The sequence below is a fragment of the Micromonospora sp. CPCC 206171 genome, assembly GCF_036906755.1.
Classification (GTDB): Bacteria; Actinomycetota; Actinomycetes; order Mycobacteriales; family Micromonosporaceae; genus Micromonospora; species Micromonospora purpureochromogenes.
In genome coordinates, this window is the sequence record NZ_JBAKHT010000016.1 from 114,563 (window position 1) to 138,812 (window position 24,250).

23 protein-coding genes and 1 pseudogene are annotated in these 24,250 nt (G+C 73.2%); 8 read left to right on the forward strand and 16 right to left on the reverse strand.

Going from position 1 to position 24,250, the window contains the following annotated elements; translation table 11 throughout:
• Position 1: 1 nt before the first annotated feature.
• Together V6U89_RS19230 and V6U89_RS19235 are read right to left on the reverse strand one after the other, a co-directional pair.
• Positions 2–829, reverse strand: coding sequence for an ABC transporter permease (locus V6U89_RS19230; RefSeq protein WP_334572708.1), 828 nt, complete (start codon positions 827–829; stop codon positions 2–4).
• 58 nt (positions 830–887) lie between these two features.
• Positions 888–2,258, reverse strand: a complete 1,371-nt coding sequence (locus V6U89_RS19235; RefSeq protein WP_334572709.1) for an L-serine ammonia-lyase — start codon at positions 2,256–2,258, stop codon at positions 888–890.
• 316 nt (positions 2,259–2,574) lie between these two features.
• Between V6U89_RS19235 and V6U89_RS19240 the strand changes: the two genes are divergently transcribed.
• The gene (locus V6U89_RS19240) at positions 2,575–2,778 is read left to right on the forward strand and encodes a PspC domain-containing protein (protein ID WP_154940064.1); all 204 of its coding nucleotides are present in this window, start codon (positions 2,575–2,577) and stop codon (positions 2,776–2,778) included.
• 59 nt (positions 2,779–2,837) lie between these two features.
• Here V6U89_RS19240 and V6U89_RS19245 read toward each other — a convergent pair whose 3' ends face one another.
• From V6U89_RS19245 to pdxH, 7 genes are all read right to left on the reverse strand, one after another.
• A complete protein-coding gene (locus V6U89_RS19245; RefSeq protein WP_334572710.1) occupies positions 2,838–3,605 on the reverse strand; it encodes a DUF4230 domain-containing protein in 768 nt (255 codons plus the stop codon).
• Between the two features lie 98 nt (positions 3,606–3,703).
• Positions 3,704–4,867, reverse strand: coding sequence for an acyl-CoA dehydrogenase family protein (locus V6U89_RS19250; protein ID WP_334572711.1), 1,164 nt, complete (start codon positions 4,865–4,867; stop codon positions 3,704–3,706).
• Positions 4,868–4,899: 32 nt separating this feature from the next.
• Positions 4,900–5,205 carry a type II toxin-antitoxin system VapB family antitoxin gene (locus V6U89_RS19255; RefSeq protein ID WP_154940070.1) on the reverse strand — a complete coding sequence of 102 codons (306 nt, stop codon included), beginning with the start codon at positions 5,203–5,205 and terminating at the stop codon, positions 4,900–4,902.
• 179 nt (positions 5,206–5,384) lie between these two features.
• The gene (locus tag V6U89_RS19260) at positions 5,385–5,987 is read right to left on the reverse strand and encodes a nitroreductase family protein (protein ID WP_334572712.1); all 603 of its coding nucleotides are present in this window, start codon (positions 5,985–5,987) and stop codon (positions 5,385–5,387) included.
• Between the two features lie 11 nt (positions 5,988–5,998).
• Entirely contained in the window at positions 5,999–6,928 is a 930-nt protein-coding gene (locus V6U89_RS19265) for an aldose 1-epimerase family protein (RefSeq protein WP_334572713.1), read from the reverse strand.
• A 101-nt stretch (positions 6,929–7,029) separates the two neighbouring features.
• Complete coding sequence (locus tag V6U89_RS19270; RefSeq protein WP_334572715.1) at positions 7,030–8,325, reverse strand: MFS transporter; 1,296 nt, start codon at positions 8,323–8,325, stop codon at positions 7,030–7,032.
• Positions 8,322–8,951 carry a pyridoxamine 5'-phosphate oxidase gene (gene pdxH, locus V6U89_RS19275; protein WP_334572745.1) on the reverse strand — a complete coding sequence of 210 codons (630 nt, stop codon included), beginning with the start codon at positions 8,949–8,951 and terminating at the stop codon, positions 8,322–8,324. Before pdxH ends, V6U89_RS19270 begins: the two co-directional genes overlap by 4 nt.
• A gap of 272 nt (positions 8,952–9,223) precedes the next feature.
• Between pdxH and V6U89_RS19280 the strand changes: the two genes are divergently transcribed.
• The 4 genes from V6U89_RS19280 (at position 9,224) to V6U89_RS19295 (ending at position 14,082) form a co-directional block, all read left to right on the forward strand.
• Complete coding sequence (locus V6U89_RS19280; RefSeq protein WP_334572719.1) at positions 9,224–10,330, forward strand: citrate synthase 2; 1,107 nt, start codon at positions 9,224–9,226, stop codon at positions 10,328–10,330.
• A gap of 258 nt (positions 10,331–10,588) precedes the next feature.
• Positions 10,589–11,719 (forward strand): phosphoserine transaminase, encoded by a 1,131-nt coding sequence (gene serC, locus V6U89_RS19285; RefSeq protein WP_334572722.1) that lies wholly within the window; start codon positions 10,589–10,591, stop codon positions 11,717–11,719.
• Between the two features lie 184 nt (positions 11,720–11,903).
• Positions 11,904–12,983: a septation protein SepH gene (gene sepH / locus V6U89_RS19290; protein ID WP_334572723.1), complete on the forward strand. Its 1,080-nt coding sequence runs from the start codon at positions 11,904–11,906 to the stop codon at positions 12,981–12,983.
• Positions 12,984–13,095: 112 nt separating this feature from the next.
• Positions 13,096–14,082, forward strand: coding sequence for an aldo/keto reductase (locus V6U89_RS19295; protein WP_334572724.1), 987 nt, complete (start codon positions 13,096–13,098; stop codon positions 14,080–14,082).
• A 31-nt stretch (positions 14,083–14,113) separates the two neighbouring features.
• On the opposite strand, the gene thpR is transcribed toward V6U89_RS19295, so the two are convergent.
• The 5 genes from thpR to V6U89_RS19320 all read right to left on the reverse strand — a co-directional run bounded on the left by thpR (position 14,114) and on the right by V6U89_RS19320 (position 18,717).
• Positions 14,114–14,692 (reverse strand): RNA 2',3'-cyclic phosphodiesterase, encoded by a 579-nt coding sequence (gene thpR / locus V6U89_RS19300; RefSeq protein ID WP_334572725.1) that lies wholly within the window; start codon positions 14,690–14,692, stop codon positions 14,114–14,116.
• Entirely contained in the window at positions 14,689–15,204 is a 516-nt protein-coding gene (locus V6U89_RS19305) for a hypothetical protein (protein WP_334572726.1), read from the reverse strand. The genes thpR and V6U89_RS19305 overlap by 4 nt, the downstream gene beginning before the upstream one ends.
• A gap of 108 nt (positions 15,205–15,312) precedes the next feature.
• Complete coding sequence (locus V6U89_RS19310) at positions 15,313–16,599, reverse strand: MFS transporter (RefSeq protein WP_334572727.1); 1,287 nt, start codon at positions 16,597–16,599, stop codon at positions 15,313–15,315.
• Between the two features lie 70 nt (positions 16,600–16,669).
• Positions 16,670–17,119 carry a MarR family winged helix-turn-helix transcriptional regulator gene (locus V6U89_RS19315; RefSeq protein WP_172894517.1) on the reverse strand — a complete coding sequence of 150 codons (450 nt, stop codon included), beginning with the start codon at positions 17,117–17,119 and terminating at the stop codon, positions 16,670–16,672.
• Between the two features lie 119 nt (positions 17,120–17,238).
• Complete coding sequence (locus V6U89_RS19320; RefSeq protein WP_334572728.1) at positions 17,239–18,717, reverse strand: NCS2 family permease; 1,479 nt, start codon at positions 18,715–18,717, stop codon at positions 17,239–17,241.
• A gap of 134 nt (positions 18,718–18,851) precedes the next feature.
• Here V6U89_RS19320 and V6U89_RS19325 point away from each other — a divergent pair, with 134 nt between their 5' ends.
• Complete coding sequence (locus tag V6U89_RS19325; RefSeq protein ID WP_218896793.1) at positions 18,852–19,064, forward strand: DUF2530 domain-containing protein; 213 nt, start codon at positions 18,852–18,854, stop codon at positions 19,062–19,064.
• A 4-nt stretch (positions 19,065–19,068) separates the two neighbouring features.
• On the opposite strand, the gene V6U89_RS19330 is transcribed toward V6U89_RS19325, so the two are convergent.
• A complete protein-coding gene (locus V6U89_RS19330; protein ID WP_334572729.1) occupies positions 19,069–19,908 on the reverse strand; it encodes a DUF3027 domain-containing protein in 840 nt (279 codons plus the stop codon).
• Between the two features lie 87 nt (positions 19,909–19,995).
• On the opposite strand from V6U89_RS19330, the pseudogene V6U89_RS19335 reads away from it, so the two are divergent.
• Both V6U89_RS19335 and V6U89_RS19340 read left to right on the forward strand, forming a co-directional pair.
• Positions 19,996–21,825, forward strand: a pseudogene (locus tag V6U89_RS19335) (MFS transporter).
• Complete coding sequence (locus tag V6U89_RS19340; RefSeq protein ID WP_334572731.1) at positions 21,822–22,472, forward strand: futalosine hydrolase; 651 nt, start codon at positions 21,822–21,824, stop codon at positions 22,470–22,472. Before V6U89_RS19335 ends, V6U89_RS19340 begins: the two are co-directional and overlap by 4 nt.
• Here the strand turns inward: V6U89_RS19340 and V6U89_RS19345 are convergent.
• Complete coding sequence (locus V6U89_RS19345; RefSeq protein WP_334572732.1) at positions 22,435–23,433, reverse strand: GNAT family N-acetyltransferase; 999 nt, start codon at positions 23,431–23,433, stop codon at positions 22,435–22,437. The two genes, V6U89_RS19340 and V6U89_RS19345, sit on opposite strands and share 38 nt — an antisense overlap.
• Positions 23,434–24,250: the final 817 nt, after the last annotated feature.

The following is a 24,250-nucleotide window of genomic DNA, read 5'->3' on the forward strand; positions in this document are numbered from 1 at the left end:
CTCACAGCTCCTTGAGCACGGCGGGTTCGAGCCGGCGGAACGCCCACCAGCCGGCGACCAGCAGCAGCAGGCTGCCGGCGACCGTGGTGGCCAGCAGCCGGGCGTCGGGGAACTCGTCCGGGTACCAGATCGCGTGCTGGAGCTGGAAGATGCCGACCAGCGGGTTGAGCTCGTAGACGATCTTCACCCAGCCCGGCATCCCGGACTCCCGGACCAGGCTCAGCGGGTAGATGATCGGCGTGGCGTAGAACAGCACCCGGATGATCAGCCGCATGAAGCGCTCGACGTCGCGCATCAGCACGTTGACCGCCGAGAGCAGCAGCGACAGCCCGACCAGCAGGGTGGCCTGCACCAGCACCGCCAGCGGCAGGGCGAGCAGCGACCAGCCGGGGTGGATCCTGCCGTGCGCGGCGTAGACCGCGGCGACGGCGAAGAGGATGGGCAGGCCGGCGGCGTACTCGGCGAACCGCCCGGTGACCCGGCCGATCGGGAAGACCTGCCGGGGCACGTTCATCGTGGTGATCAGGCGGGACTGGCCGGTCAGCGCGTTGGTCGCCTCGCTCAGCGCCGAACTGGTCCACATCCAGGCGAAGATGCCGGTGATCAGGAAGAGCGGGTACGACTCGGCGGCCTGCCCGAGGTGCCGCTCGGTGTCGCCGGAGTAGAGCACGCCGAAGACGAAGAAGTAGATCGCCCCCATGCCCAGCGGCTCGATCAGCGACCAGAAGTAGCCGAGCACCGACTGCTGGTACTTCACCGCGAGGTCCCGCTTGACCAGGATCCGCAGCGAGTTGCGGTGCGACCACAACGCCGCGACGCCAGCGGTCACCGTCGCCTCCCGCCTCCCAGGACGGACGACAGGTTAGCAGTCGGTGAACGAACGCCCCTCAGCACTCGATCACGTTGACGGCCAGGCCGCCGCGCGCCGTCTCCTTGTACTTGACCTTCATGTCGGCGCCCGTCTCCCGCATGGTCTTGATGACCTTGTCCAGCGAGACGGCGTGCACCCCGTCCCCACGCAGCGCCAACCGGGCGGCGGTGATCGCCTTGATGCTAGCCACCGCGTTCCGCTCGATGCACGGGATCTGCACCAGCCCACCGACCGGGTCGCAGGTCAGCCCGAGGTTGTGCTCCATGCCGATCTCGGCGGCGTTCTCCACCTGCGCCGGTGTGCCACCGAGGGCCTCGGCCAGCCCGGCGGCGGCCATCGAGCAGGCCGAGCCGACCTCGCCCTGGCAGCCGACCTCGGCGCCGGAGATCGAGGCGTTCTCCTTGAACAGCACGCCGATCGCGCCGGCGGCCAGCAGGAAGCGGACCACCCCGTCCTCGTCGGCGTCCGGGGTGAACCGGGTGTAGTAGTGCAGCACCGCCGGGATGATGCCGGCCGCGCCGTTGGTCGGGGCGGTCACCACCCGACCGCCGGCGGCGTTCTCCTCGTTGACGGCGAGGGCGAAGAGCGTCACCCAGTCCATCGCGCGCAGCGGGTCGGTGGAGTCGGTCTCCGCCTCCAGGCTCCGACGCAGCTCGGCGGCGCGGCGGCGGACCTTCAGCCCGCCGGGGAGGACGCCGTCGTGCTCGCAGCCGGCCGCGACGCACTCCCGCATCACCCGCCAGATCTCCAGCAGGCCGGCCCGGACGTCGGCCTCGCTGCGCCAGGAGCACTCGTTGGCCAGCATCACCTCGCTGATCGACAGCCCGGTCGCGGCGGTCACGTCGAGCAGCTCGGCGCCGGTGTAGAAGGGGTACCGCACCCGGGTCGTGTCGGGCTTGATCCGGTCCGCCCCGGCGGCCGCCTCGTCCACCACGAACCCGCCGCCCACCGAGTAGTAGGTACGGGCCCTGACCTGCGCCCCGGCGGCGTCGTAGGCCGCGAAGGTCATCCCGTTCGGGTGGTACGGCAGCGACCGGCGGCGATGCAGCACCAGGTCGCGGTCCGGGTTGAAGTCGATCTCCTGCACGCCGAGCAGGTGCAGCCGGCGGTCGACGCGGATCGCGGCGACCCGGGGGCCGACGGTGTCGGTGTCGACCGTCTCCGGTGCCTCGCCCTCCAGCCCGAGCAGCACGGCCCGGTCGCTGCCGTGGCCGTGGCCGGTGGCGCCGAGCGACCCGAAGAGCTCGGCCTGGACCCGGACGACGTCGGCGAGCAGCCCGTCGCCCTTCAGCCCGGCGACGAACGTCCGGGCGGCCCGCATGGGGCCGACGGTGTGCGAGCTGGACGGCCCGATGCCGACGCTGAAGAGGTCGAAAACACTGATCATGGCTGCACTTTCCTCGCCGTCGCGCCCGGTGGTGCCGGGTCCGACCCGGGTTCCGCCCGCCGGGGTCTCCGGCGGCCGTCGGCACCGCCCGGGGTGGTGGGCGGCATCCGACCGGCGAGCCTACCCGCCCGCCGCACCCCCCGCCCTTCCGCCGCAGGTGACGACACCTTCCAAGGGTGCGTCGGGCGGGGGCGGCGCGGGTAACCACCTACGGGTACGGGGCCGCCGGATCCGTCCTCGGACGGAGGGCGCGGTGGCCACCCCTTCCTACCGTTGATGGCAGAGCGGCGGATCGCCGCAGAGTGGGAGTACGACGATGAGTCGCAAACTGGTCCGGCCCCGCGAGGGGCGCATGCTCGCCGGCGTCTGCGCCGGCCTGGCCCGCCGGTTCAACACCTCGGCGTTCATGATCCGGCTGCTGTTCCTGCTGTCGCTGCTGCTGCCCGGCACCCAGGTGATCGTCTACCTGGTCCTCTGGGTGCTGATGCCGAACGAGGACCGCGCCGCCACCCGCTACTGACGTCCCCGCACGGCAGCGCCCGCCCCGGAATGCCGGGGCGGGCGCTGCCGTGTTCCGGGTCAGGGGGCGGCGTAGGTGACGGTGACCTTCTCGTAGCCCAGCGAGCGGAGCAGGCCCTCCAGCATCTTGCGGGTGTTCTCCTCGGCGCGCTGGGTCAGCCCGCTGTCCCGCGCCGCCGCGGTGATCCGCTCCTCGGCGAGCTGGTAGACCTGCTGCTGCCGGTTGGGGTCACCCTTGACCAGGTCGTTGAGCCGGTTGAGCAGGCCGCGCTCCTCGGCGAAGACGTAGCTCTTCTCCAGGTCGAGGTTGGTCTTGCCGAGCTGCGGCGCCGGCAGCTTGATCTCGACCGACTTGCCGTCGGCGGACTCGACCACCGCCCCCTCGGAGATCTTGGTGAAGTCGACGTACGCCTCCACGCTGCCCGCCCCGACGAAGAGGGTCCGCTGGTTGAGCAGGAACTCGGGCACGTTGTTGCGATCGTTCTGCAGGTCGACCACGACCTGGAAGTTGCCCTCGGCGGCGACGTAGCGGCTGAGGTCCTGGATCGACTTGAGCAGCGGCGGCTGGCTGCGGTCGGTCTGCTCCTTGGCGAAGGGGTTGCGGAAGTCGGGGAAGATCCCGGTCGCCTGGGCGCCGAGCAGCACCACCACCGCCAGCGCCGCCGCGCCCAGCACCATGAGCAGGCCCCGAGGGGCGGGCCCGCCGGTGCGCGCCGAACCGCCCGGCCGCGGCGGGGAGGTGTCGTCCGACCGGGCCGGAAGGGTGTCGGCGGTCGGGTAGCCGGGGAACTCCCTGGTGGGCTCGTTGATGTCACCGTCGCGGGCCATGGCCCTCACCGTCCTCGTCAGACACGTCGTCTAGCGATGACGGTACGTGCCCGATACGACACCCGCGATTCGAGCGACCCGAACGGGTGAAGCCCCGCTCAGGCGAAGGCGGAGACCCCGGTCAGCTTCTGCCCGATGACCAGCTGATGGATCTCCGAGGTGCCCTCGTAGGTCAGCACGCTCTCCAGGTTGTTGGCGTGCCGCATCACCGGGTACTCGCCCGAGACGCCGTTCGCGCCGAGGATCGTCCGGCACTGGCGGGCGATCGCCAACGCCTCCCGCACGTTGTTCAGCTTGCCCACGCTGACCTGCTCCGGGCGCAGCTTCCCGGCGTCGGCGAGCCGGCCCAGGTGCAGCGCCAGCAGGTAGCCCTTGTTCCACTCGACGGCCATGTCGGCGAGCTTGGCCTGGGTGAGCTGGAAGCCGGCCAACGGCCGGCCGAACTGGGTCCGGGTGGTCGCGTAGTCCAGCGCCGTCGACAGGCAGTCGCGGGCCGCGCCGAGCGCGCCCCAGACGATGCCGTGCCGGGCCTCGGTCAGGCAGCTCAGCGGGGCCTTCAGCCCGATCGCCCCGGGCAGCTGGGCGTCCGCCGGCAGCCGGACGTCGTCGAGGGCGATCTCGCCGGTCAGCGAGGCGCGCAGCGACATCTTCCGCCGGATCTCGCGCGCCGTCACCCCCGGCGTGTCCATCGGTACGGCGAAACCGCGTACCCCCTCGTCGGTGCGCGCCCAGATCACCCCGACCTCGGCGATCGGCGCGTTGGTGATCCACATCTTGGCGCCGTTGAGCACCCAGTCGTCGCCGTCGCGGCGGGCCCGGGTGGCCATCGAGGCCGGGTCGGAGCCGTGGTCGGGCTCGGTCAGGCCGAAGCAGCCGATCGCCTCGCCGGCCGCCATCGCCGGCAGCCAGCGCTGCTTCTGCTCCTCGCTGCCGTAGCGCCAGATGGCGTACATGGCGAGCGAGCCCTGCACCGAGACCAGCGAGCGGATGCCGGAGTCGCCGGCCTCCAGCTCCAGGCAGGACAGCCCGTACGCGACCGCCGACGCGCCGGCGCAGCCGTACCCGGTCAGGTGCATGCCGAGCAGGCCGAGCTTGCCGAACTCCCGAGCCAGCTCGCGGGCCGGCACGTGGCCCTGCTCGTACCAGTCGGCGACGTGCGGGCGTACCCGGTCGTCGACGAGCTGGCGCACGACGGCGCGGATCTGCCGTTCCTCCTCGCTGAGCGAGGCGTCCACGTCGAGCAGGTCCAGGGGTGCGGTCATGGGGGCCACCTTAACGAGTCGTCAGGAGGGCGTCATCCCTCCTGGCCGCCGAGCACCAGCACCCGGGCGTGGATCTGGTTGCGCTGCTGCAACGCCGCGCGCAGCGCCCGGTGCAGCCCGTCCTCCAGGTAGAGCCCGCCGTTCCACTGCACGACATGCGGGAAGAGGTCGCCGTAGAAGGTCGAGTCCTCGGCGAGGAGCTTGTCCAGCGCCAGCTCCCGCTTGGTGGTGATGAGCTGGTCCAGCCGCAGCGGGCGCGGCGGGATCTCCGCCCACTGCTTGAGCGTGAAGTTGTGCTCCGGGTACGGACGCCCGTCCCGGACCGCTCTGAAGATCACGGCACGCTCCCCTCCCCGTGGCCGGGCCGACCGACGGCGCGGAGCCGGGTCACGCCGTGGTGCCGCGGGGTGCGGCACCGATGACCGTGCCAGCCTAACCGCCTCCGCCACACTGCGTTTTACTCCCTCATGTCGGTTTCGCTACCGCCGATACCCACCCGGGACCGCATGAACCACGCTCAACTCCACCGGCCGCGCCGGACCACCTCGCCGACCGGGCGACGCCCCCGACGCAGTGACGGTGACCGGTGGTCGGGCGCCCGGTAACCCACGGTCACCGCGCCGATCGGCTGGTACTCCTCGGGCACGCCGAACGCCTCCCGGTAGGCGTCCAGCCGCTGCGGCGGGATCCCGAAGAAGCAGGCCCCCAGCCCCTCGTCGACGGCGGTGAGCAGCATGAGCAGCGCGGCGAAGCCGGTGTCGACGTACCAGTAGGGCACCGGCCAGCGCTCCGCCGCCCGGTCCGCCCAGCCCTTGTCCGGCTCGGCGTAGCGCTCCAGGTAAGCGGAGCGGTTGGCGTGCGGCACCACGATCAGCGGGGCCCGCCGCATCCCGGCCAGCCAGCGCTCCCGGCCGCCGCCGCCCGGGGTGGCCGCCGTCCAGAACCGCTCCCGGTCCTCCGGGGTCTCCAGCACCAGGAAGCCCCAGCCCTGCGCGAACCCGGCCGATGGCGCCCGCACCGCGTGGTCGAGCAGCCGGTCCACCACGTCCGGCGGGACAGGACGGTCCGGGTCGTAGTTGCGCACCATCCGCCGTCGCCGGACGACCTCGCCGAACTCCATGCCCCCGCCGCTCAGACGCCGGGCCGCAGGCCCCAGGCGCCCTGCCAGGAGCCGCCGGGCTTCAGCGTGATCAGGTCCTTGCCGGAGCGGAACGCGTCCGCCGGGCAGGTCATCGGCTCCACCGCCACCGACCGGCGGTGCCGTTCCCCGGTCAGCGTGTCCCCGGTGAAGACCTGCCACCAACCGAACTCCCGGTCCGCCCAGATCTGCACCGCGACGGAGCCGTCCGGGGCGGCCAGGGTCACCGCCGAGCCCCCGTCGGCGTGCCGTACCAGGTCGCCGAAGGCCAGGTCGAGCACCGCGTCGCCGATCGGACGGGGCTCGGTGAAGTCGTACTCGGTGCCGGCCACCGGCGTGGCGGCGACGGGGAGCAGGCGGCCGTCCAGCAGCACCCGGATCCGCCCCGGTACGCGCAGCGCCACCTCGTCCACCGGCACGCCGGGCAGCCGCAGGTAGGGGTGCATCGAGTAGCCGTACGGGGCGTCCTCGGCGCCGAGGTTCGCCACCTCGTGCTCGACCCGCAGCCCGTCCGCGCCGACGCTCCACCGGTTCCGCAGCCGCAGCGGCCAGGGGTAGCCCGGGGTGGGTGGCAGGTCGTACCCCACGGTGACCGTGTCGGCGGACTGCTCGACCAGGTACCACGACACCCAGTTGACCAGGCCGTGGATCGCGTTGCGCCGGGTCGGCTCGCTCAGGTCGAGCTGCAACGAGCGCTCCCCGAAGGTGTACTGCCCGTCGCGGATCCGGTTCGGCCAGGGCGCCAGCACCTGCCCGGCCGAGCCGGGGCAGATCTCGTCGGCGGCGTACCCGTCGACGTAGTCCACGCCGTCGTGCCGGTACGACCGCAGCCCACCGCCGACCTCGACGATGACCGCCTCGTGGCCGTCGGCGGCAATGGTCCACTGTGTCCCGGACGGCGGGCGGGTTCCGGCCTTCTCCATGTCTGGCGACCTTAGTCGCCCACCCCCGCCCCCGTCGGACCAGCCGAGCCGCTTCCCGCCCAGCGGTCGCCCGGTCCGCCGCGACCCGCCCGCCGGACGGTTCAGTCCCGGTCGGCGGCCGGGGTGGCCCGGTAGCGCAGCAGCGCCGGGAAGACCACCACCAGCGCGACGGCGAGCACCGCGGAGACCAGACCCCCGCCCACCCAGGCCACGCCGGTGCCGAACCCGGCCGCCACCGCGCCGGCGCGCAGGTCGCCCAGGCGCGGCCCGCCGGCGATGACCACCGTGTTGACGCCCTGGAGTCGCCCGCGCATCCGGTCCGGCGCGTAGACCAGCAGCATCGACTGTCGCAGCACCGCGCTGACCAGGTCGGACGCCCCGGCCAGGGCGAGCAGCAGCACCACCAGCCAGAGCTGGCGGGCCAGCCCGGCCGCGGCCACCGCGAGGCCCCAGCCGACCACCGCCACCACCAGCACCAGGCCCTGCCGGCGGAGCCGGCCGATCCAGCCGGAGGTGAGCCCACCGAGCATCGCGCCGAGCGAGATCGCGCCGTACAGCCAGCCGATCGCCGCCCCGCCGCCGAACCGTTCGTGGGCCACCTCGGGGAAGAGCGCCCGGGGCATGGCCAGAATCATCGCGATCAGGTCGATGGCGAACGAGAGCATCAGCACCGGCGTGGTGGCCAGGTAGCGGAGCCCGTCCACGATGCTGGCCAGGCCGGCCCGGCGCGGGCTGCCGTCGCCGTCCGGGTCCGGCTCGGGCGGCAGCGCCGGCATCCGGACGGTCGCCCAGACGGCGGCGGTGAACAGGATCGTGTCCAGGCCGTACGCGATCGGCAGCGCGACGTCGGTCCGCCAGCTCGCGAAGATCAGCCCGGCCAGCAGCGGCCCGGCCACCGACGCGGCGGTGTACGTGGTGAAGTTCAGCGTGCTGGCGGCCGGCACCAGCTCGGCCGGGACGAGCCGGGGAAGGCTCGCCGTGCGGGCCGCCCCGCTGACCGCGAAGCCGACCGACTGGAGCGCCACCAGGGCCAGCAGCAGCACCGGGCTGCCCACCCGGAGCACCGCCTGCAGCAGCAGCGCCAGCATCGACGCCCAGAGCAGCGCCTGACTGGCCAGCAGCACGCCCCGCCGGTCCCGGGCGTCGGCGACCGCCCCGCCCCAGAGCCCGAAGACCAGCAGCGGCAGGAACGCGGCGATCCCGAGCAGGCCGACCCAGAACGAGTCCCGGGTCAGCGCGTACATCTCCACCGGCACGGCCACCGCCGTGAACTGGAAGCCGAGCATGGCGATGCCGCCGCCCAGCCAGATCCGCCGGAACTCCGGCACCGCCAGCGGACGCAGGTCGATCGCCCAGCGGCGCGCCCCGCGCGGCCGGGTCTCCTTCGTCGCCGTCACGGGTTCAACCGCTCCACGACCCAGTCGCCGCCGTCGGCCCGGCGGAACCGCAGCCGGTCGTGCAGCCGGCTCACCCGGCCCTGCCAGAACTCCACCGACTCGGGCCGGACCCGGAAGCCGCCCCAGTGCGGCGGCGCGGGGATCTGCGCCACGTCGGCGAAGCGCGCCACCACCGCCTCGTACGCCTCGTCCAGCGCGGCCCGGTCCGGGATCACCCGGGACTGGGCGCTGGCCCAGGCCCCGAGCTGCGACCCGCGCGGCCGGCTGGCGAAGTACGCCTCGGTCTCCGCCCGGTCGACCCGCTCCACCCGACCGGCGACGACCACCTGCCGCTGCATCGGAAACCAGGGGAAGACCAGGCTGGCGTACGGGTTGGCGGTCGCCTCGCCGCCCTTGCGGGAGGTGTAGTTGGTGTAGAAGACGAAGCCCTCCGGGTCGTAGCCCTTGAGCAGCACGGTGCGGCCGCTGGGGCGGCCGGCGGCGTCGGCGGTGCCGACGACCATCGCGTTCGGCTCGGGCAGCCCGGCCGCGACCGCGTCGGCGAACCAGCGGTCGAACTGGGTGTACCAGTCGGCGGCCAGATCGGCCTCGGAAAGGCCCAGGTCGGCGGCGTACTCGTTACGCATGGCCGCCGGCGGTGGTGTGTCGCCCGTCACGTCGCTTCTCCCCCTCGCGGCGGCGCCCGCATCCCCCGACGCTGGCCAGCCCCCACGAAAGAGTGTCACCGAGGACGTGACGGCCTCCACCGCCGGGGATGTCACGTGCGGCACAGTCGCAGCGGGTCGCGCATTTGGTTACCGAGCAGGCAAGATGTCACGAAACCATCCCTGAGGGTCGCCTAAGGTCTGGGCCGGACTGAGCCCGCGAGGGCGCACCGAGCCGGAAGCCAGGAGACGACATGTCTGACTTCAAACCGGGCCTGGAGGGCGTCGTAGCCTTCGAGACCGAGATCGCCGAACCGGACCGCGCGGGTGGCGCGCTGCGCTACCGCGGTGTCGACATCGAGGATCTGATCGGCCAGGTCTCCTTCGGCAACGTCTGGGCGCTGCTGGTCGACGGGCGGTTCGGCCCGGGCCTGCCGCCGGCGGAGCCGTTCCCGGTACCGGTGCACTCCGGCGACATCCGCGTCGACGTGCAGTCCGCGGTCGCCATGCTGGCCCCGTACTGGGGGCTCGACCAGCTGCTGGACATCTCCGACGAGCAGGCCCGCGAGGACCTGGCCCGGGTCTCGGTGACCGCGCTGTCCTTCGTCGCCCAGTCGGCTCGCGGCCTCGGCCTGCCCGCCGTGCCGCAGAAGGAGATCGACAAGGCCGAGACGATCGTCGAGCGCTTCATGAAGCGCTGGCGCGGCGAGCCCGACCCGCGGCACGTCAAGGCCGTCGACGCGTACTTCATCTCGGCCGCCGAGCACGGCCTGAACGCCTCCACCTTCACCACCCGGATCGTCGCCTCCACCGGCGCCGACGCCGCGGCCTGCATCTCCTCCGGCATCGGCGCCCTCTCCGGCCCGCTGCACGGCGGCGCCCCGAGCCGGGTGCTGAGCATGCTGGAGGCCGTCGAGCGCAGCGGCGACGCCGAGGGGTACGTCAAGGGCGTCCTCGACCGCGGCGAGCGGCTGATGGGCTTCGGCCACCGGGTCTACCGGGCCGAGGACCCCCGCGCCCGCGTGCTGCGCCGGACCGCCAAGGAGCTGGGCGCGCCGCGCTTCGAGATCGCCGAGGCGCTGGAGAAGGCCGCGCTGGCCGAGCTCCAGGCCCGCCGCCCGGACCGGGTGCTCGCCACCAACGTCGAGTTCTGGTCGGCCGTGGTGCTGGACTTCGCCGAGGTGCCCGCGCACATGTTCACCTCGATGTTCACCTGCGCCCGGATGGGCGGCTGGAGCGCGCACATCCTGGAGCAGAAGAAGCTCCAGCGGCTGGTCCGGCCGTCCGCCCGCTACGTCGGGCCGGGCAGCCGCAAGCCCAGCGAGGTCGAGGGCTGGGACGCCATCCCGCACGGCGTCTGACCCGCGTACCCGTCGAGGGGCCCCGTCCGCGCGGACGGGGCCCCTTCGCGCGCCCCGGCCGGGTTGTGGCGCATCCCTCAGCGCACGGGGCGGGACCAGCCGCCGGACCGCCGGGGCGAAGTGCGAGGATGAAGGCTCGGCAGTGCCGCCGGACCGGGCTGGAGATCCCGGCCGCCCGTGCGCCCGCGCACGCGTCCGCCGCAGGTCCCCGCCCGGTGAAGGGCCCGCCCTCGCCCATGCGGAAGGATCTCGACAACCGTGGCTGACGCACCGACCATCCGGATTCCCGACGACATCAAGCCCGCCGACGGGCGGTTCGGCTGCGGGCCGTCCAAGGTCCGTCCGGCGGCCGTCTCCGCACTCGCGGACGTGGCCACCAGCTACCTGGGCACCTCGCACCGGCAGAAGACCGTCCGCGACGAGGTGGCCCGGCTGCGCCGGGGGGTCGCTGAGTTCTTCTCCCTCCCCGAGGGCTACGAGGTGATCATCGGCAACGGTGGCACCACCGCCTTCTGGGAGGTCGCCACCTTCGGCCTGATCCGCGACCGCGCCCAGTTCGCCAGCTTCGGCGAGTTCGGCGCGAAGTTCGCCAAGTCGGTCGCCGACGCGCCGTTCCTCGGCGAGCCGACGGTCCGCAAGTCCGCGGCGGGCACCGCGCCGACGCTGGTCGCCGAGGCCGGCGTGGACGTCTACGCCACCCCGCACAACGAGACCTCCACCGGTGTCGCGGTGCCGATCAGCCGGGTGCCCGGCGCCGACCCCGGCTCGCTGCTGCTGGTCGACGCCACCTCGGGCGCGGGCGGCCTGGAGGTCAACGTCGGCGAGACCGACGTCTACTACTTCGCGCCGCAGAAGTGCTTCGGCTCCGACGGTGGCCTCTGGCTGGCCCTGATGTCGCCGGCCGCACTGGAGCGGGCCACCGAGATCAAGGGATCCGGCCGCTACATCCCGGCCTTCCTCGACCTGGTCACCGCGATCGACAACTCGCGGCTGGAGCAGACGTACAACACGCCGGCGCTGGCCACCATCTTCCTGGCGGCCGAGCAGACCGACTGGATGAACTCGCAGGGCGGGCTGGCCTGGGCGGCCAAGCGCACCGCCGAGAGCGCGGCCATCGTGTACGGCTGGGCCGAGCGCTCCGCCGTGGCCACGCCGTACGTCGCCGACCCGGCGCTGCGCTCCAACGTGGTCGCCACGATCGACTTCGTCGACGGGGTGGACGCCTCGGCGATCGCCAAGGCGCTGCGCGCCAACGGCATCGTGGACACCGAGCCGTACCGGAAGCTGGGTCGCAACCAGCTCCGCGTCGCGCTCTTCCCGGCGGTCGAGCCGGCCGACGTGGAGGCGCTGACCGCCTGCATCGACTACGTGGTGGACCGGCTCCAGTAGACAGTCACGGTGGGTGGTCGACGGGGCTCCGTCGACCACCCACCGTGATCATCGTCGCAGCTCAGTCACGACATGCGGGTGTCGCATCCCCCACCTTCGGGTAGGAGAGCGTACGGTGGTCCGAGGACGCCCGGGTGGCCGGCTCGTGGCGTGACGGCCAGCGAAGCGGGACGGAGGCAACGCCATGCGCCCAGTACGCTTCGTCGCCCTCTCCGAGGACGGCCAGGCTCTGGTGCTCGCCGACGAGGTCGGGCGCCTGCTCGCCCTCCCCATCGACGAACGCATCGCCACGGTGCTGCACGCCGAGCCCGGCGCGGCGCCGCTCGCGGTGGTGCCCGCCGCCGCCGACCCGACGCCGTCGCTCTCCCCACGGGACATCCAGGCCCGGATCCGCTCCGGCGAGTCCGCCGAGGACGTCGCCCGCATCGCGGGGGTCCCGGTCGACCGGGTGCTGCGCTACGCCGGCCCGGTGCTCCAGGAGCGGGCCATGCTCGCCCAGCACGCCCGGCGCACCCGGCTCAAGGGCGCCGAGAAGCCGACCCCGCTGGCCGAGGTGGTCAACGGCCGGCTGGCCCAGCACGGGATAGACACCGAGAAGATCTCCTGGGACGCGTACCGGCGCGACGACGGCACCTGGCGGATCATCGCCACCTGGCCGTCGGGCAAGGCCACCGCGCAGGCGGTCTGGGACCTCGACAAGCTGCGGCAGAACGTCACCCCGCACGACGACATGGCGCAGTACCTGTGCGCCGAGCGTCCGACGCCGATCCTCGGCCAGGAGCCGGCGCCGGAGCGGGGCGGGCACGCGCTGCCCGGCCCGTCGCGCGGCGAGCCGAGCCGGGGCGGGCACGGTCTGCCGGCGGCCGGCGAGCACAGCCGTCCCGGGCGGGACCCGATCCGGGCCGGGCGCGACGCCCTGCTCGCCTCCCTCGACCGACCGCTCGGCGGCACCTCGGGTCGCGGCCTCGACCCGCGCTCCCCGGCCGCGCTGGCCGGTGCCGACGCACCCCGGCAGCGGGCCGTCGCCGGGGGCGCGGCGGCACTGCTCGGCGGCGGTCAGGGTTCGGCGTTCGACGACGACTCGGACGCGCCGAAGGAGGTCCCGGCCGTACCGTCGCTGGCGGTGCTCCGGCCGCGCCGCACGGGCGCCGCGGCGGCCGCCGGCGGCGAGTCCACGGATGCCTCCGGCAAGCCGCGCAAGCGGCTGCCGAGCTGGGACGACGTCCTCTTCGGCACCGGCCCGGCGGCCCGCGAGTCCTCCTGATCCAACCGGCACCCTGGCACGCGCGACGGCTCCAGGTCGCAGCGCGGCGTCAGACGCGCCGAACTGGAGTTGTCGTAAGGCACTCTAAGTGCGCGCGTGCCAGGGTGGACCCATGGAGTACACGAATCTGGGACGCACCGGTCTGTCGGTGAGCCGGCTCTGCCTCGGCACGATGAACTTCGGGCCGCAGACCACCGAGCCGGACAGCTTCGCCATCATGGACCGGGCGCTGGAACACGGCATCAACTTCTTCGACACCGCCAACGTGTACGGCTGGCAGACCGGTGAGGGCATCACCGAGCAGATCATCGGCCGCTGGTTCGCCCAGGGCGGCGGCCGGCGCGACAAGGTGGTCCTCGCCACCAAGGTCTACGGCAAGATGGGCGACTGGCCCAACGAGCAGGGCCTGAGCGCCCGGCACATCATCCGGGCCTGCGAGGACTCGCTGCGCCGGCTGCAGACCGACGTGATCGACCTGTACCAGATGCACCACGTCTCCCGGAGCACGCCGTGGGAGGAGATCTGGCAGGCGATGGAGACCCTGGTCGCCCAGGGCAAGGTGATCTACGTCGGATCGTCCAACTTCGCCGGTTGGCACATCGCCCAGGCGCAGGCGGCGGCGGGCCGACGCAACTTCCTCGGTCTGGTCGCCGAGCAGTCCATCTACAACCTGCTCACCCGGCACGTCGAGCTGGAGGTGATCCCCGCCGCGCAGCACTACGGGCTGGGCGTCATCCCCTGGTCGCCGCTGCACGGCGGACTGCTCAGCGGCGTCCTGCGCAAGATGGCCGAGGGCGGTGCCGCGCGGGGTGCCAGCGGGCGCGCCGCCGACGCGCTGGCCGAGCACCGGACGACCATCGAGGCGTACGAGAAGCTCTGCGCGGACCTCGGGCACGACCCGGCCGACGTGGCGCTGGGCTGGCTGCTCTCCCGGCCCGGGGTGACCGCCCCGATCATCGGCCCGCGCACCGTGGACCAGCTCGACCGGAGCCTGGGCGCGTTGACCGTCGACATCGACGAGGCGACCGAGAAGCGCCTCGACGAGCTGTTCCCGCCGGTCGGCAACGGCGGCCCCGGCCCGGAGGCCTGGGCCTGGTGACCCACGCCGGTTAGGCGCGTGCTCCGCCCGGTCAGAGCGGCCAGGCGGCGAGCCGGTCGTACGTCGGCCGGGGGCCGGGGTGGCTGCGGACCAGCACCAGCTCGGTCGCCGGCCACTCCGGCCCCTCGTAGCCGCCGAGCGCGGCCCGGTCGGCCTCCACGTCGGCCGGGTCGATCCGGTCGCCGGGACGGGCGATCGTCAGGTGCGGGCGGAACGGCTTCTCGTCGTGCGGGAGGCGGTTGCGGCGCAGCCCCATCCGGATCAACCGGCCCAGCACGTGCAGCGCCGCGACGTCGCCGAGCAGGTCCACCCAGAGCACGGTGAAGCGGCCCCGGCCGAACCGGCCGCCCCCGCCGAGCCGGAGCCGGGGTGCGCCGAGGCGCCCCGCCCGGGAGGTCTCGGCGGCGAGCCCGAGGGTGCTCTCCACGTCCACCAGGCGGTCCGCCTCCACGTCACCGAGGAAGGCGAGCGTGACGTGCAGGTTCGCCGGGTCGGCGAGGCGTACGTTGATGCCGGCGGCGGAGGCGGCGCCGATCCGCAGCCCGGCGAGCCGGTCGGTCAGGTGAGCGACCACGGCGGGCGGCGGGTAGACCGCGACGAAGAGTCTCACGCCCGCCGGTGACGGGGTCTGCGGCCGGCGACGGCGGCCGGCAGCGCCAGCCCCGCCTGGGCGAGCAGTCCTTCGACCCGGACCCGCTCGATCTCCCGGTCCACGCCCTCCAGCTCGGTGAGGTGCTCGGTGATCGCCAGCGCCGCGCAGGCGGCCCCGAGCCGGTCGTCGTACGCGTCGATGACCGAGGTGTGCCAGACCACCGAGCGGCCACGGGCGGCGAGCCGGTGCCCGCCGAGGCGGCGCAGGTCGGCGGCGATGCGTTCCAGGGGTTGCCGGTCGACCCGGTCGAGCTGGGTCAGGTCGATGTCGCGGGTGAGGGCGTCCGCCTCGATCGCCCGGTCCAGCCGGGCGATGGTGCGGCGCTCGCGTCGCCCGTCGCGCCACTCGGCCCAGCCGCAGGCCACCCGGTCGAAGATCTCGTCGAGGCAGAAGAGCAGGGCGAACGCCGCCGGCAGACATGCCACGGCGAGGATCGCCAGTACCAGCGTCAGTGCGCCACCGCCTGCCACATATCGACGCTAAGGCCGACGCCGGGCTCCCGCCACCGGATTGCCGGTATCCGGACGCGAAACCGGCCCGCATTCCCGCATGGCGGGGGCGGGCCGGCGGCGCGTCGGTCAGCAGTCGGGCGACGAGATCACGTAGAAGCGGGGCATGGGCAGCACCCGGAAGCGCAGTCGGGCGCCGGAGCGGCGCAGCTGCCAGGTGAGCGCGAGCAGGGCGGTGGCCAGCGAGATCAGGCCGCCGATCCAGATGCTCGCCCCGGCGCCGTAGGTCTCGGCGACCCAGCCGATCAGCGGGGCGCCGACCGGGTTGGTGCCGAGGAAGACCAGCACCCAGAGCGCCATGACCCGGCCCCGGAAGGCGGCGTCGACGCCGAGCTGGACCCGCTGGTTGGCGGCCTGGGCGAAGAAGACCATGAAGAAGCCGGTGGGCAGCAGCAACGCCACCACCAGCCAGTACGCCGGCGCCAGCCCGACCAGGGTGCCGAAGACGGCACAGCCGACCGCCGCGCCGAGCACCACCCAGACCGAGGGGCGGCTGCGCCGCCCGGTGCCGGCCAGCGCCCCGACCAGGGCCCCGATCGCCAGCGCGGTGCTGAACAGGCCGAACGAGGCGGCACCGGTACGGAACACCGTCTTGGCCAGTGCGGCCAGGGTGAGCTGGAAGTTGAACAGGGTCATCCCGATCACCGACATCACCGCCATCGGCAGCAGCAGGTCGGGACGGCGGAAGACGTACCGCAGCCCGTCGACGACCTTGGCCGAGTCCCGCTCGCCGACCGGCGGCAGGTCCTTGCGGTGCAGTTCGGCGGGGCGCATCCGTACCACGGTGGCCAGTGGGGCGATCGAGCTGACCGCGGTGAAGAGGAACACCGGGCCGACGTCGAAGGCGGCGATGGCCAGGCCGGCCACGGCCGGGCCCACGATCCGCGCCGAGTTGAACACCGCCGCGTTGAGCGAGAGCGCGTTGGGCAGCAGGGACATGCCGACCAGCTCGGAGACGAACGCCTGCCGGACCGGGGTCTCGACGGCGTTGGCGACGCCGAGCAGGGCGGCGAAGGCGAAGACGTGCCAGAGCTGCACCAGGTCGGTGAGGACCAGCGCGCTCATCGCGAGCGCGAGCACCGTCCAGAAGGCGTTGGCGACGAAGAGCAGCAGTCGCTTGTCGTACCGGTCGGCGAGGCGGCCGGAGAGCAGGGTGAGCAGCAGCACCGGGGTGAACTGGAGCGCCGTCACCACGCCGAGCGCGGTGGCGGAGTCGTCGGAGAGCTCGAGGACGAGCCAGTCCTGGGCGATGAACATCATCCAGACGCCGATCAGCTTGATCAGCTGCCCGGATGCGAATAGCCGGTAGTTACGGACCTGTAGGGACTGGAACATCGTCGTCAGCTTCGCCTGCACTCTTGGTGCGCCTCCTCGGTGGTACGCCTCATCCACGGCGGACGGTGCGGACCCCGAGGTACGGGTGCGGTCAGGCTCTGGCGAGCTGCTGGAGGATCTCGGCGGCCCGCCGCAGCGTGTCGCGTTCGTCCTCCGTGAGCGCGGCGAGCCGGCTGGCCAGCCATTCGTTGCGGGCCCGCTCGAACTGTTCGAGCACGGCCAGGCCCCCCTCGGTCGCCGCCAGGATGACCTGACGACCGTCGGTCGGGTGGGGGGTGCGCTGCACGAGGCCGCGCTCCTCCAACTTCGCGACGATCTTGGTCATCGTCGGTGGCTGCACCCGCTCGACGTCGGCCAGTTCCCGGGGCGTCAGCGCGCCCGCCAGCTTGAGGCTGGTGAGCGCGGAGAGCTGGGTGACCGTCAGGTCGCCGACCGGGCGGGCCTGTCGGACCCGCCGGTTGAGTCGGGTGATCGCATCACGCAGCTGAGGGGCCAGCTGCGCCGGTGGCACGCGTTTCGCCGTCACCGTCCGCTCCGTCACAGTAGTTAGCATAACTAATGAGCCTGGCTAACGACACGCGATATGACCATGCTCACGAGGGGTTTGTGCTGCTCCGGGCCGGGTATCCGGTTTCGCCCCCGGCCCGGAGCGGCGGTCAGCTACAGCACCGCGGACTCGATCGGCCCGCGCAGGAAGTAGAGCACGAAGAGCGCGGCCACCCCGTAGAGCAGTGGGTGGATGTCCCGCGCCTTCCCCTTGGCCAGCTTCAGCACCACGTAGCTGATGATGCCGGCGCCGATGCCGTTGGAGATCGAGTACGTGAACGGCATGAAGGTGATGGCGAGGAACGCCGGGATGGCGATCTCGTAGTCGGTCCAGTCGATGGTGCGCACCGCGGTCATCATCAGGAAGCCGACCACCACCAGCGCCGTCGAGGCCGCCTCGAAGGGCACCACCAGCGACAGCGGCGCCAGGAACATCGCCAGCAGGAACAGGGTGCCGGTGACCAGGTTGGCCACGCCGGTCCGGGCGCCCTCCCCCACACCGGCGGCGCTCTCGATGTACGACGTGTTGCTGGAGACGCTCGCCGCGCCACCGGCCGCCGCGGCGATCGAGTCGACCAGCAGGATCTCCTTGGCCCGCGGCGGGGTGCCCTGCTCGTCGAGCATGTCCCCCTCCTGGCCGATCGCCACCATCGTGCCCATGGTGTCGAAGAAGTCGGTGATCAGCAGGGTGAAGACGAACATCAGCGGCACCAGCCAGCCGGCCCGGCTCCACGAGTCCAGCACGTTGAAGTTGCCCAGCAGCGACAGGTCCGGCACGTCCACGATCTGCTTGGGCAGCTCCGGCACGTTCAGCGACCAGCCCTTGGGGTTGGGCTTGCCGTCGACGAAGGACGGCCCGACGTTGGCGACCGCCTCCACGATGATCGCCAGCACGGTCGAGGCCAGGATGCCGATCAGGATCGCGCCGCGCACCCGGCGTACCACCAGCACCAGGGTGAGCAGCAGGCCGAGCACGAAGACCAGCATCGGCCAGCTGACGATCTTGCCGTTGATGCCCAGGCCCACCGGGACGGTGGTGTTGGCCACGTCCGGGACGCGCCGGACGAAGCCGGCGTCGACCAGGCCGATGATGGTCAGGAAGAGACCGATGCCGACGCCGATGGCCGTCTTCAGCTGGGTGGGGACCGAGCGGAAGACCGCGGTACGCAGGTTGGTGAGGACCAGCACGGCGATGATCACACCCTCGATCACCACCAGGCCCATCGCGTCCGCCCAGGTCATCTCCGGGGCGATCTCGTACGCGACCAGCGCGTTCACGCCCAGACCGGCGGCCAGCGCCATCGGGAATCGTCCGACGACGCCCATCAGCATCGTCATCAGGCCGGCGACCAGGGCGGTCGCGGCGGCCAGTGCGGGGATCGAGAGCTTCTTGCCGTCACCGTCGACGGCGCCGCCCAGGATCAGCGGGTTCAACACCACGATGTACGCCATCGTGAAGAAGGTCGCCAGACCGCCTCGTACCTCGCGGCTCATCGTCGAACCACGGGCGGAGATCTCGAAGAACCGGTCGAAACCGGTGCGGGGCTGGGCGGGATCGGGTGGAGTGCCGTTGTCCGGCGGCGCAATGGCCATCAGGTCCCTCGCAGGTGATCTTCCGTTGTCGCGCGCATCGTCCCAGATCACGGCCAGGCAGGGAAAGTTGATCGCGTACGCTTTCTCCCGTGCCACAGGAGCAAGCGCCGCGGCCCGAGCCGCTCGACCCGCCGATGGTCCCGTTCGCGGTCGCCGGGCTGATCGCCTGGGCGGTCGTCGGCCTCGTCCTGCTGGTCTTCTTCCGGGGCTGGCTCACCGAGCACGGGCACCAGAACTGGCTCTGGACCTGCCTGGCCGGTTTCCTGTGGGGCTTTCCCGGTCTGGCCGTGATGATGCGGCACGACGCCAACCGGCGCCGCCGTCGCGAATCGTCCCCGCGGGACTGAACGGTCAGGAGTGGCCGTACGGCTCCGCCGGCTCGGCCGACTCCACCGACCCCGGCGCGCGGCTGACCGACATGGCCTCGACCGCGCTGTCGTCGTAGATCGTGGGCATCTCGTCGACCGGGGACTCCGCCGCCTCGACCAGCGCCTCGGAGTGCGCGCCACAGCCGTGGTCGGCGCTGACCACCCGGCCGTCGTCCGGGGCGTAGAAGTTGCCGCAGGCGCCGAAGGCCTGCCGCATCGCACCGGCCAGCGGCAGGTAGAAGCCGCAGGTGCCGCAGCGGGCGGCGGCGGGCGCCGCCACCGAGATCGGCGCGGACGGGCCGTGGTCGCCCTCGTACCAGCGCTCGGCAGTCTCGGAGCGCCCCTCGCGGGACAGCACCCGGGGCCGGCCGAGGCCGAGCTCCCAGGAGACCTCCTCGACCGCCGGGTCGTCGGAGAGCAGGTAGCCCGGGGCCAGCCGCTCGTCGTCGGGCGCGGTGGGCAGCAGGTCGCCCGGGCCGAGGTCGCCCGGCTTGAGCCGCTCCTGCCAGGGCAGCCAGCCCGGGGCGAGCAGGGCGTCGGAGCCGGGCAGCAGCACGGTCTCGCAGATCGTGACGTGCTTGCTGCGCGGCACCCGGGTCACGGTGACCGCCCACCGCCAGCCGCGGTAGCCGGCGAGCCGGCACTCGAAGTAGTGCGTGACGACCCGGTCGCCCTCGGCGACGGCGCGCAGGTGATCACCGACGTCGGAGGGCTCCACCTCGGTGATGGCGTCGCGCGCCACGTCGACGGCGGCGGCGCAGACCTGGTCGAGGCGGGCGGCGCGGGTGGAGGCGGGCCTGGTCACCCGTCCATTGTTCCCCATGCGCGTCGCCGCCTGACAGGGACTCCCCGATGACGTCTTCCCCAGGTGGCGCGACGGGCGTGGATCAGATGGGCGAGGATGGTGCACATGCCGCTCTCCTCCCGCTCCGGGCGGTCCGTCCTCGGCCGGACCGTCGGCACGGGCATCCGCTCCGTACGTCTGCTGTTCCGCGGATCACTGCGCGGAGGACGCTGGATGACCCGGCGGGCGGGATCGGCGCGGGCCCGGGGAGCCGGCGGTGAGGTCGGCATGGTCCGCCTCTTCGACCTGCACGCGGTCTCCTGCGCCGGCGACACGCTGATCGCGATCGGCCTGGCCGGGACGATCTTCTTCGACGTCCCGCTCGGCGAGGCGCGCAGCAAGGTCGCGCTCTACCTGCTGGTCACGATGGTGCCGTTCGCCATGCTCGCACCGGTGGTCGGCCCGTTGCTCGACCACTTCCGGCACGGCCGCCGGTACGCCCTGGCCACCACCATGCTCGGCCGGGCGTTCCTGGCCTGGTTGATCTCGGACTACATCGGCGGCCTCGGGCTCTACCCGGCCGCGTTCGGCGTGCTCGCGCTCTCCCGGGCGTACGGGGTGGCCCGCTCGGCGGCCGTGCCCCGGTTGCTGCCCGAGGGGCTCGGCCTCTCCCAGGTCGGCGCCCGGGCCAGCGTCTACGGCACGGTGGCCGGTGCCCTGGTGGCGCCGATCGGGCTGGCCGCGTTCTGGTTCGGGCCGCAGTGGCCGCTGCGGGTGGCCTCGGTGATCTTCCTGGTCGGCATGGTGATCGCGCTGCGGCTGCCACCGAAGGCGGACTCCGAGCCGCCGGAGCGGGTGCCCCGCCCGTGGCGCGGGCTGAACCCCGACCGGGACCGGCCGCTGGGCCGGGGTCGCCCGGCCGGCCGCCTGGTGATCGCCACCCTGATCGGCGCGGCAGCGCCGCGGGCGCTCTACGGCTTCCTGCTGCTCTTCCTCGCGTTCGCGCTCAAGAAGGGCGACCTGAACACCGACTTCTTCGGGCGGGAACTCAGCGACCAGGCGGCGCTGGGCCTGGTCGGCGGGGCGCTGGTGGTGGGCGGCTTCCTGGCCACCGCGCTCGGCACCCGGCTGCGCATCCACCGGCCCGCCGCGATTCAGTCGAGCAGCATGATCATCGTGGCCGGGGTGGCCGTCCTGGCCACGGTGAAGTTCTCCCTGCCGATGGTGGCGGTGCTCTGCCTGGTCGCCGCGCTGACCAGCGGAATCGCCAAACTGGCCGTGGACGCCTCGATCCAGGAGCGGATCCCGGAGCGGCTGCGGGCCAGTTCCTTCGCCCACTCGGAGACCGCGCTGATGCTGGCCTTCGTGGCCGGCGGCGGCCTCGGCCTGGTCCCCTTCGAGGGGCGGGTCGGCATCGCGGTAGCCGCCGGGGTGGGCGTGCTCGCCGCCGTCCGGGGCATCGTGGTCGCCGGTCGACTGCGCGGCGAACGGCTGATCGGCCGCCCGCTCACCGACGAGGAACTGGCCGACCACGACGTGCCGGAGGACGCGGCAGGCAGCCCCCGGGGCTCAGCCGGGCCGGACAGCCCGGACCGCGGTCGGCCCGGGCCGAACCACGAGCCCCACCCCGACCGGCCGTACGGTCACGGTCGCGACCGGCCCGAGCCGACCCGTGAGCCGCGCACCGCCGGTCGGGACCGGCCCGGGCCGAGCCACGAGCCGTACACCACCGGGGCGCACGATCCCGACGCGGCGGCGGACGCCGCCACGGCGGCAGCCGCCCAGGCCGCGCCGACCTCGCCGGCACCCACCGGCCACCGCTCCCCCGACACCGCCGGCGACGACGCCGGGCTGGCACCGCCCGGGTACCACATCTACCGGCCGTCCTCCGCCGTGGCGCGTCCCGGCGGGGTGGACGACGACCAGCGCCGGCAGTCGCCGGGGTCGGTGTCGTGACGGGTCTGCTGGTGCTGACCGCCGTGCCGGCCGAGGCGGAGGCGATCCGGGCCGGCCTCACCGACCCGACGGTGACCGTACGGCCGGTCGGGGTGGGGCCGGCGGTGGCCGGTGCCGCCACCGCGCGGCTGCTGACGTTGGCGGAGGCGGCGGGTCGCCCGTACCGGGCGGTGGTGAGCGCCGGGATCGGCGGCGGCTTCGCCGGCCGGGTGGCCGTCGGCGCGACGGTCCTCGGCACCCGCAGCGTGGCCGCGGACCTGGGCGCGGAGTCGCCCGAGGGGTTCATCCCGGTCGACGAGCTGGGCATGCCGCCGGAGCTGCTGGGTGGCGGCCCGACCGTCGACGCCGACCCGGAGCTGCTGGCCGCCCTGTGCGCGGCGCTCCCCGAGGCGGTCGTCGGCGCGGTGCTGACCGTCAGCACGGTGACCGGCACGGCCGCGAGCACCCAAGCCCTCGCCGACCGTCACCCGGACGCCGTGGCCGAGGCCATGGAGGGGTACGGCGTGGCGGTGGCCGCCGCGCACGCCGGCCTGCCCTTCGCCGAGCTGCGCACGGTCTCCAACCCGATCGGCCCCCGGGACCGGGGGGCGTGGCGGATGCGGGAGGCGTTCACCGCCCTGACGGCGGCGGCCCGGGTCCTGAGCTGACCGGCCGGTCGAGCCGGAGCGCTTCGGGTCGGCCGGCCTGGAGGCGGTAGCCGCAGGCGAGGAGAAACGCGATCCCGCCGGACTCCGCGATCGCGTGGACCGTGGTGATGCCGACCGATGCCATCTCCGTGACGAGCACGTCGAGCAGCCGACGGCCGATCCCGAGCCCACGGTGTTCGGCGGCGACCAGCACGCCGTCGAGCAGCAGCTCCCGCCGATCGCCGAGGTCGTAGCCCAGCAGGAGGTCAATACTGCGCTCGTGCGCCCGCAGTTCGCCGACCAGCTCGCCGTCGGGCAGCTCCGCGACCAGACGCCAGGACGTCGCCGGCAGTTCGTCCCGGCCGACCCGCCGTACCTGGACCTCGCGCCGGACCCGTTCCCGGCGACGGCTCCTGTCCCGGCGTTCCCGGTTCCGCTCGTAGGTCACGGCGGGCAACGGCGCCGGCCACTGCTCGGGCGGCAGGTTGTAGAAGTGCGCCCACCAGGCGCCCGGCCAGTCCTTCGGCTCCCGCACCTCACGGGCGTCCAGGTGAGCGGGGCAGTGCCGCCCCGCGCCATCGCGTAGCTCCTCGTGCGGCACAGCCGGCAGCGCCCCGTCCCGTAGCTCCTCTTGCGCCACGGCCGCCAACGTGCCGTCCTGTAGCTCCTCGTGCGGCACAGCCGGCAACGCGCCGTCCCTCACCTCGTCGCCATTCGCGCCACGTGCGGAGCGGCCCGGGCCGCCCGCGCCCACGGGTGCACCAGGGGCCGCCAACGAGATGCCGAGCCGGCCGGACGCCGCTCGGACGAGCTGCTCGACCGTGCGGAACCTCGGGTCGGTCGTCCGCCCCGACTCGATCCGCGCGATGGTGGCCTGCGGCACCCCCGACTTTTCGGCCAGCTCTCGCTGGCTCAGATCGGCCTGCCGGCGCAGCGCCCGCAGCGCCGCACCGAGATCGACCGAGAGTGTCCGCTCCGTCACCGCACCATGCTCGACCGCACGGCCTCCCATTTTCAACAGCCCACCGCGACCTGTGGAAAACCCTGTGGACAACGCTCGGACCTGGGGACAAGGGCCCTGAAGAGTCGCTACGAATCTGATGACGTGGATGACTCACCGGTTCCGCCGCAATAGGCATGCGGCCGACGAGGGCTCGCGGCGCCCGCCATCGACACGGCCGATTGGGCTTCTCAGCCCGACTGGCAGGACGCACGTGGCCACTTCCGCACCGGCAGCCAGGCGTCGATCACCGCCCACCGTGACGCCGCCCTGGTGGCGCGGACCGGGTGCCAGGGGCGGCTCTCGGCGGTCTCCCGAGACCGTGGTGCCGGTGATTCATTCATGTCATCAGATTGGTAGCGACACAGACGCACCTCATGTCCCCTCTGCGAGGGCCGCGGCGAGGTCGGGCGCGCCGGGCCAGTCGCGACGCCGGGCCAGTCGCGACGCCGGGCCAGTCGCGACGCCGGGCCAGTCGCGACGCCGGACCAGTCGCGACGCCGGACCAGTCGCGACGCCGGACCAGTCGCGACGCCGGACCAGTCGCGACGCCGGACCAGTCGCGACGCCGGACCAGTCGCGACGCCGGACCAGTCGCGACGCCGGGCCAGTCCGGTCGCGAGGCCAGGCCCGTCGCCAGGCCAGGCCTGTCGCCAGGCGGCAACGACGGGCGGCAGCGGGCAGCGCCGTAGGGACCGGAGATCTGCGGACGGCAGGCAGGCAGGAAACGGCGCGGTAGGGAGCGGGAAGCGGCCCACGCGGGAAGCGGCGCGGTAGGGACCCACAAGCGGCCCACGCG

What these genes read in the sequence shown, in the direction of transcription:
- V6U89_RS19320 (WP_334572728.1), bottom strand. Translation starts at nt 18,717, where the DNA reads ATGGCCATTGCGCCGCCGGACAACGGCACTCCACCCGATCCCGCCCAG.
- V6U89_RS19280 (WP_334572719.1), top strand. Translation starts at nt 9,224, where the DNA reads ATGTCTGACTTCAAACCGGGCCTGGAGGGCGTCGTAGCCTTCGAGACC.
- pdxH (WP_334572745.1), bottom strand. Translation starts at nt 8,951, where the DNA reads ATGCGTAACGAGTACGCCGCCGACCTGGGCCTTTCCGAGGCCGATCTG.
- V6U89_RS19235 (WP_334572709.1), bottom strand. Translation starts at nt 2,258, where the DNA reads ATGATCAGTGTTTTCGACCTCTTCAGCGTCGGCATCGGGCCGTCCAGC.
- V6U89_RS19265 (WP_334572713.1), bottom strand. Translation starts at nt 6,928, where the DNA reads ATGGAGAAGGCCGGAACCCGCCCGCCGTCCGGGACACAGTGGACCATT.
- V6U89_RS19250 (WP_334572711.1), bottom strand. Translation starts at nt 4,867, where the DNA reads ATGACCGCACCCCTGGACCTGCTCGACGTGGACGCCTCGCTCAGCGAG.
- V6U89_RS19245 (WP_334572710.1), bottom strand. Translation starts at nt 3,605, where the DNA reads ATGGCCCGCGACGGTGACATCAACGAGCCCACCAGGGAGTTCCCCGGC.
- V6U89_RS19330 (WP_334572729.1), bottom strand. Translation starts at nt 19,908, where the DNA reads ATGGGGAACAATGGACGGGTGACCAGGCCCGCCTCCACCCGCGCCGCC.
- V6U89_RS19325 (WP_218896793.1), top strand. Translation starts at nt 18,852, where the DNA reads ATGGTCCCGTTCGCGGTCGCCGGGCTGATCGCCTGGGCGGTCGTCGGC.
- V6U89_RS19295 (WP_334572724.1), top strand. Translation starts at nt 13,096, where the DNA reads ATGGAGTACACGAATCTGGGACGCACCGGTCTGTCGGTGAGCCGGCTC.
- V6U89_RS19260 (WP_334572712.1), bottom strand. Translation starts at nt 5,987, where the DNA reads ATGGAGTTCGGCGAGGTCGTCCGGCGACGGCGGATGGTGCGCAACTAC.
- sepH (WP_334572723.1), top strand. Translation starts at nt 11,904, where the DNA reads ATGCGCCCAGTACGCTTCGTCGCCCTCTCCGAGGACGGCCAGGCTCTG.
- V6U89_RS19240 (WP_154940064.1), top strand. Translation starts at nt 2,575, where the DNA reads ATGAGTCGCAAACTGGTCCGGCCCCGCGAGGGGCGCATGCTCGCCGGC.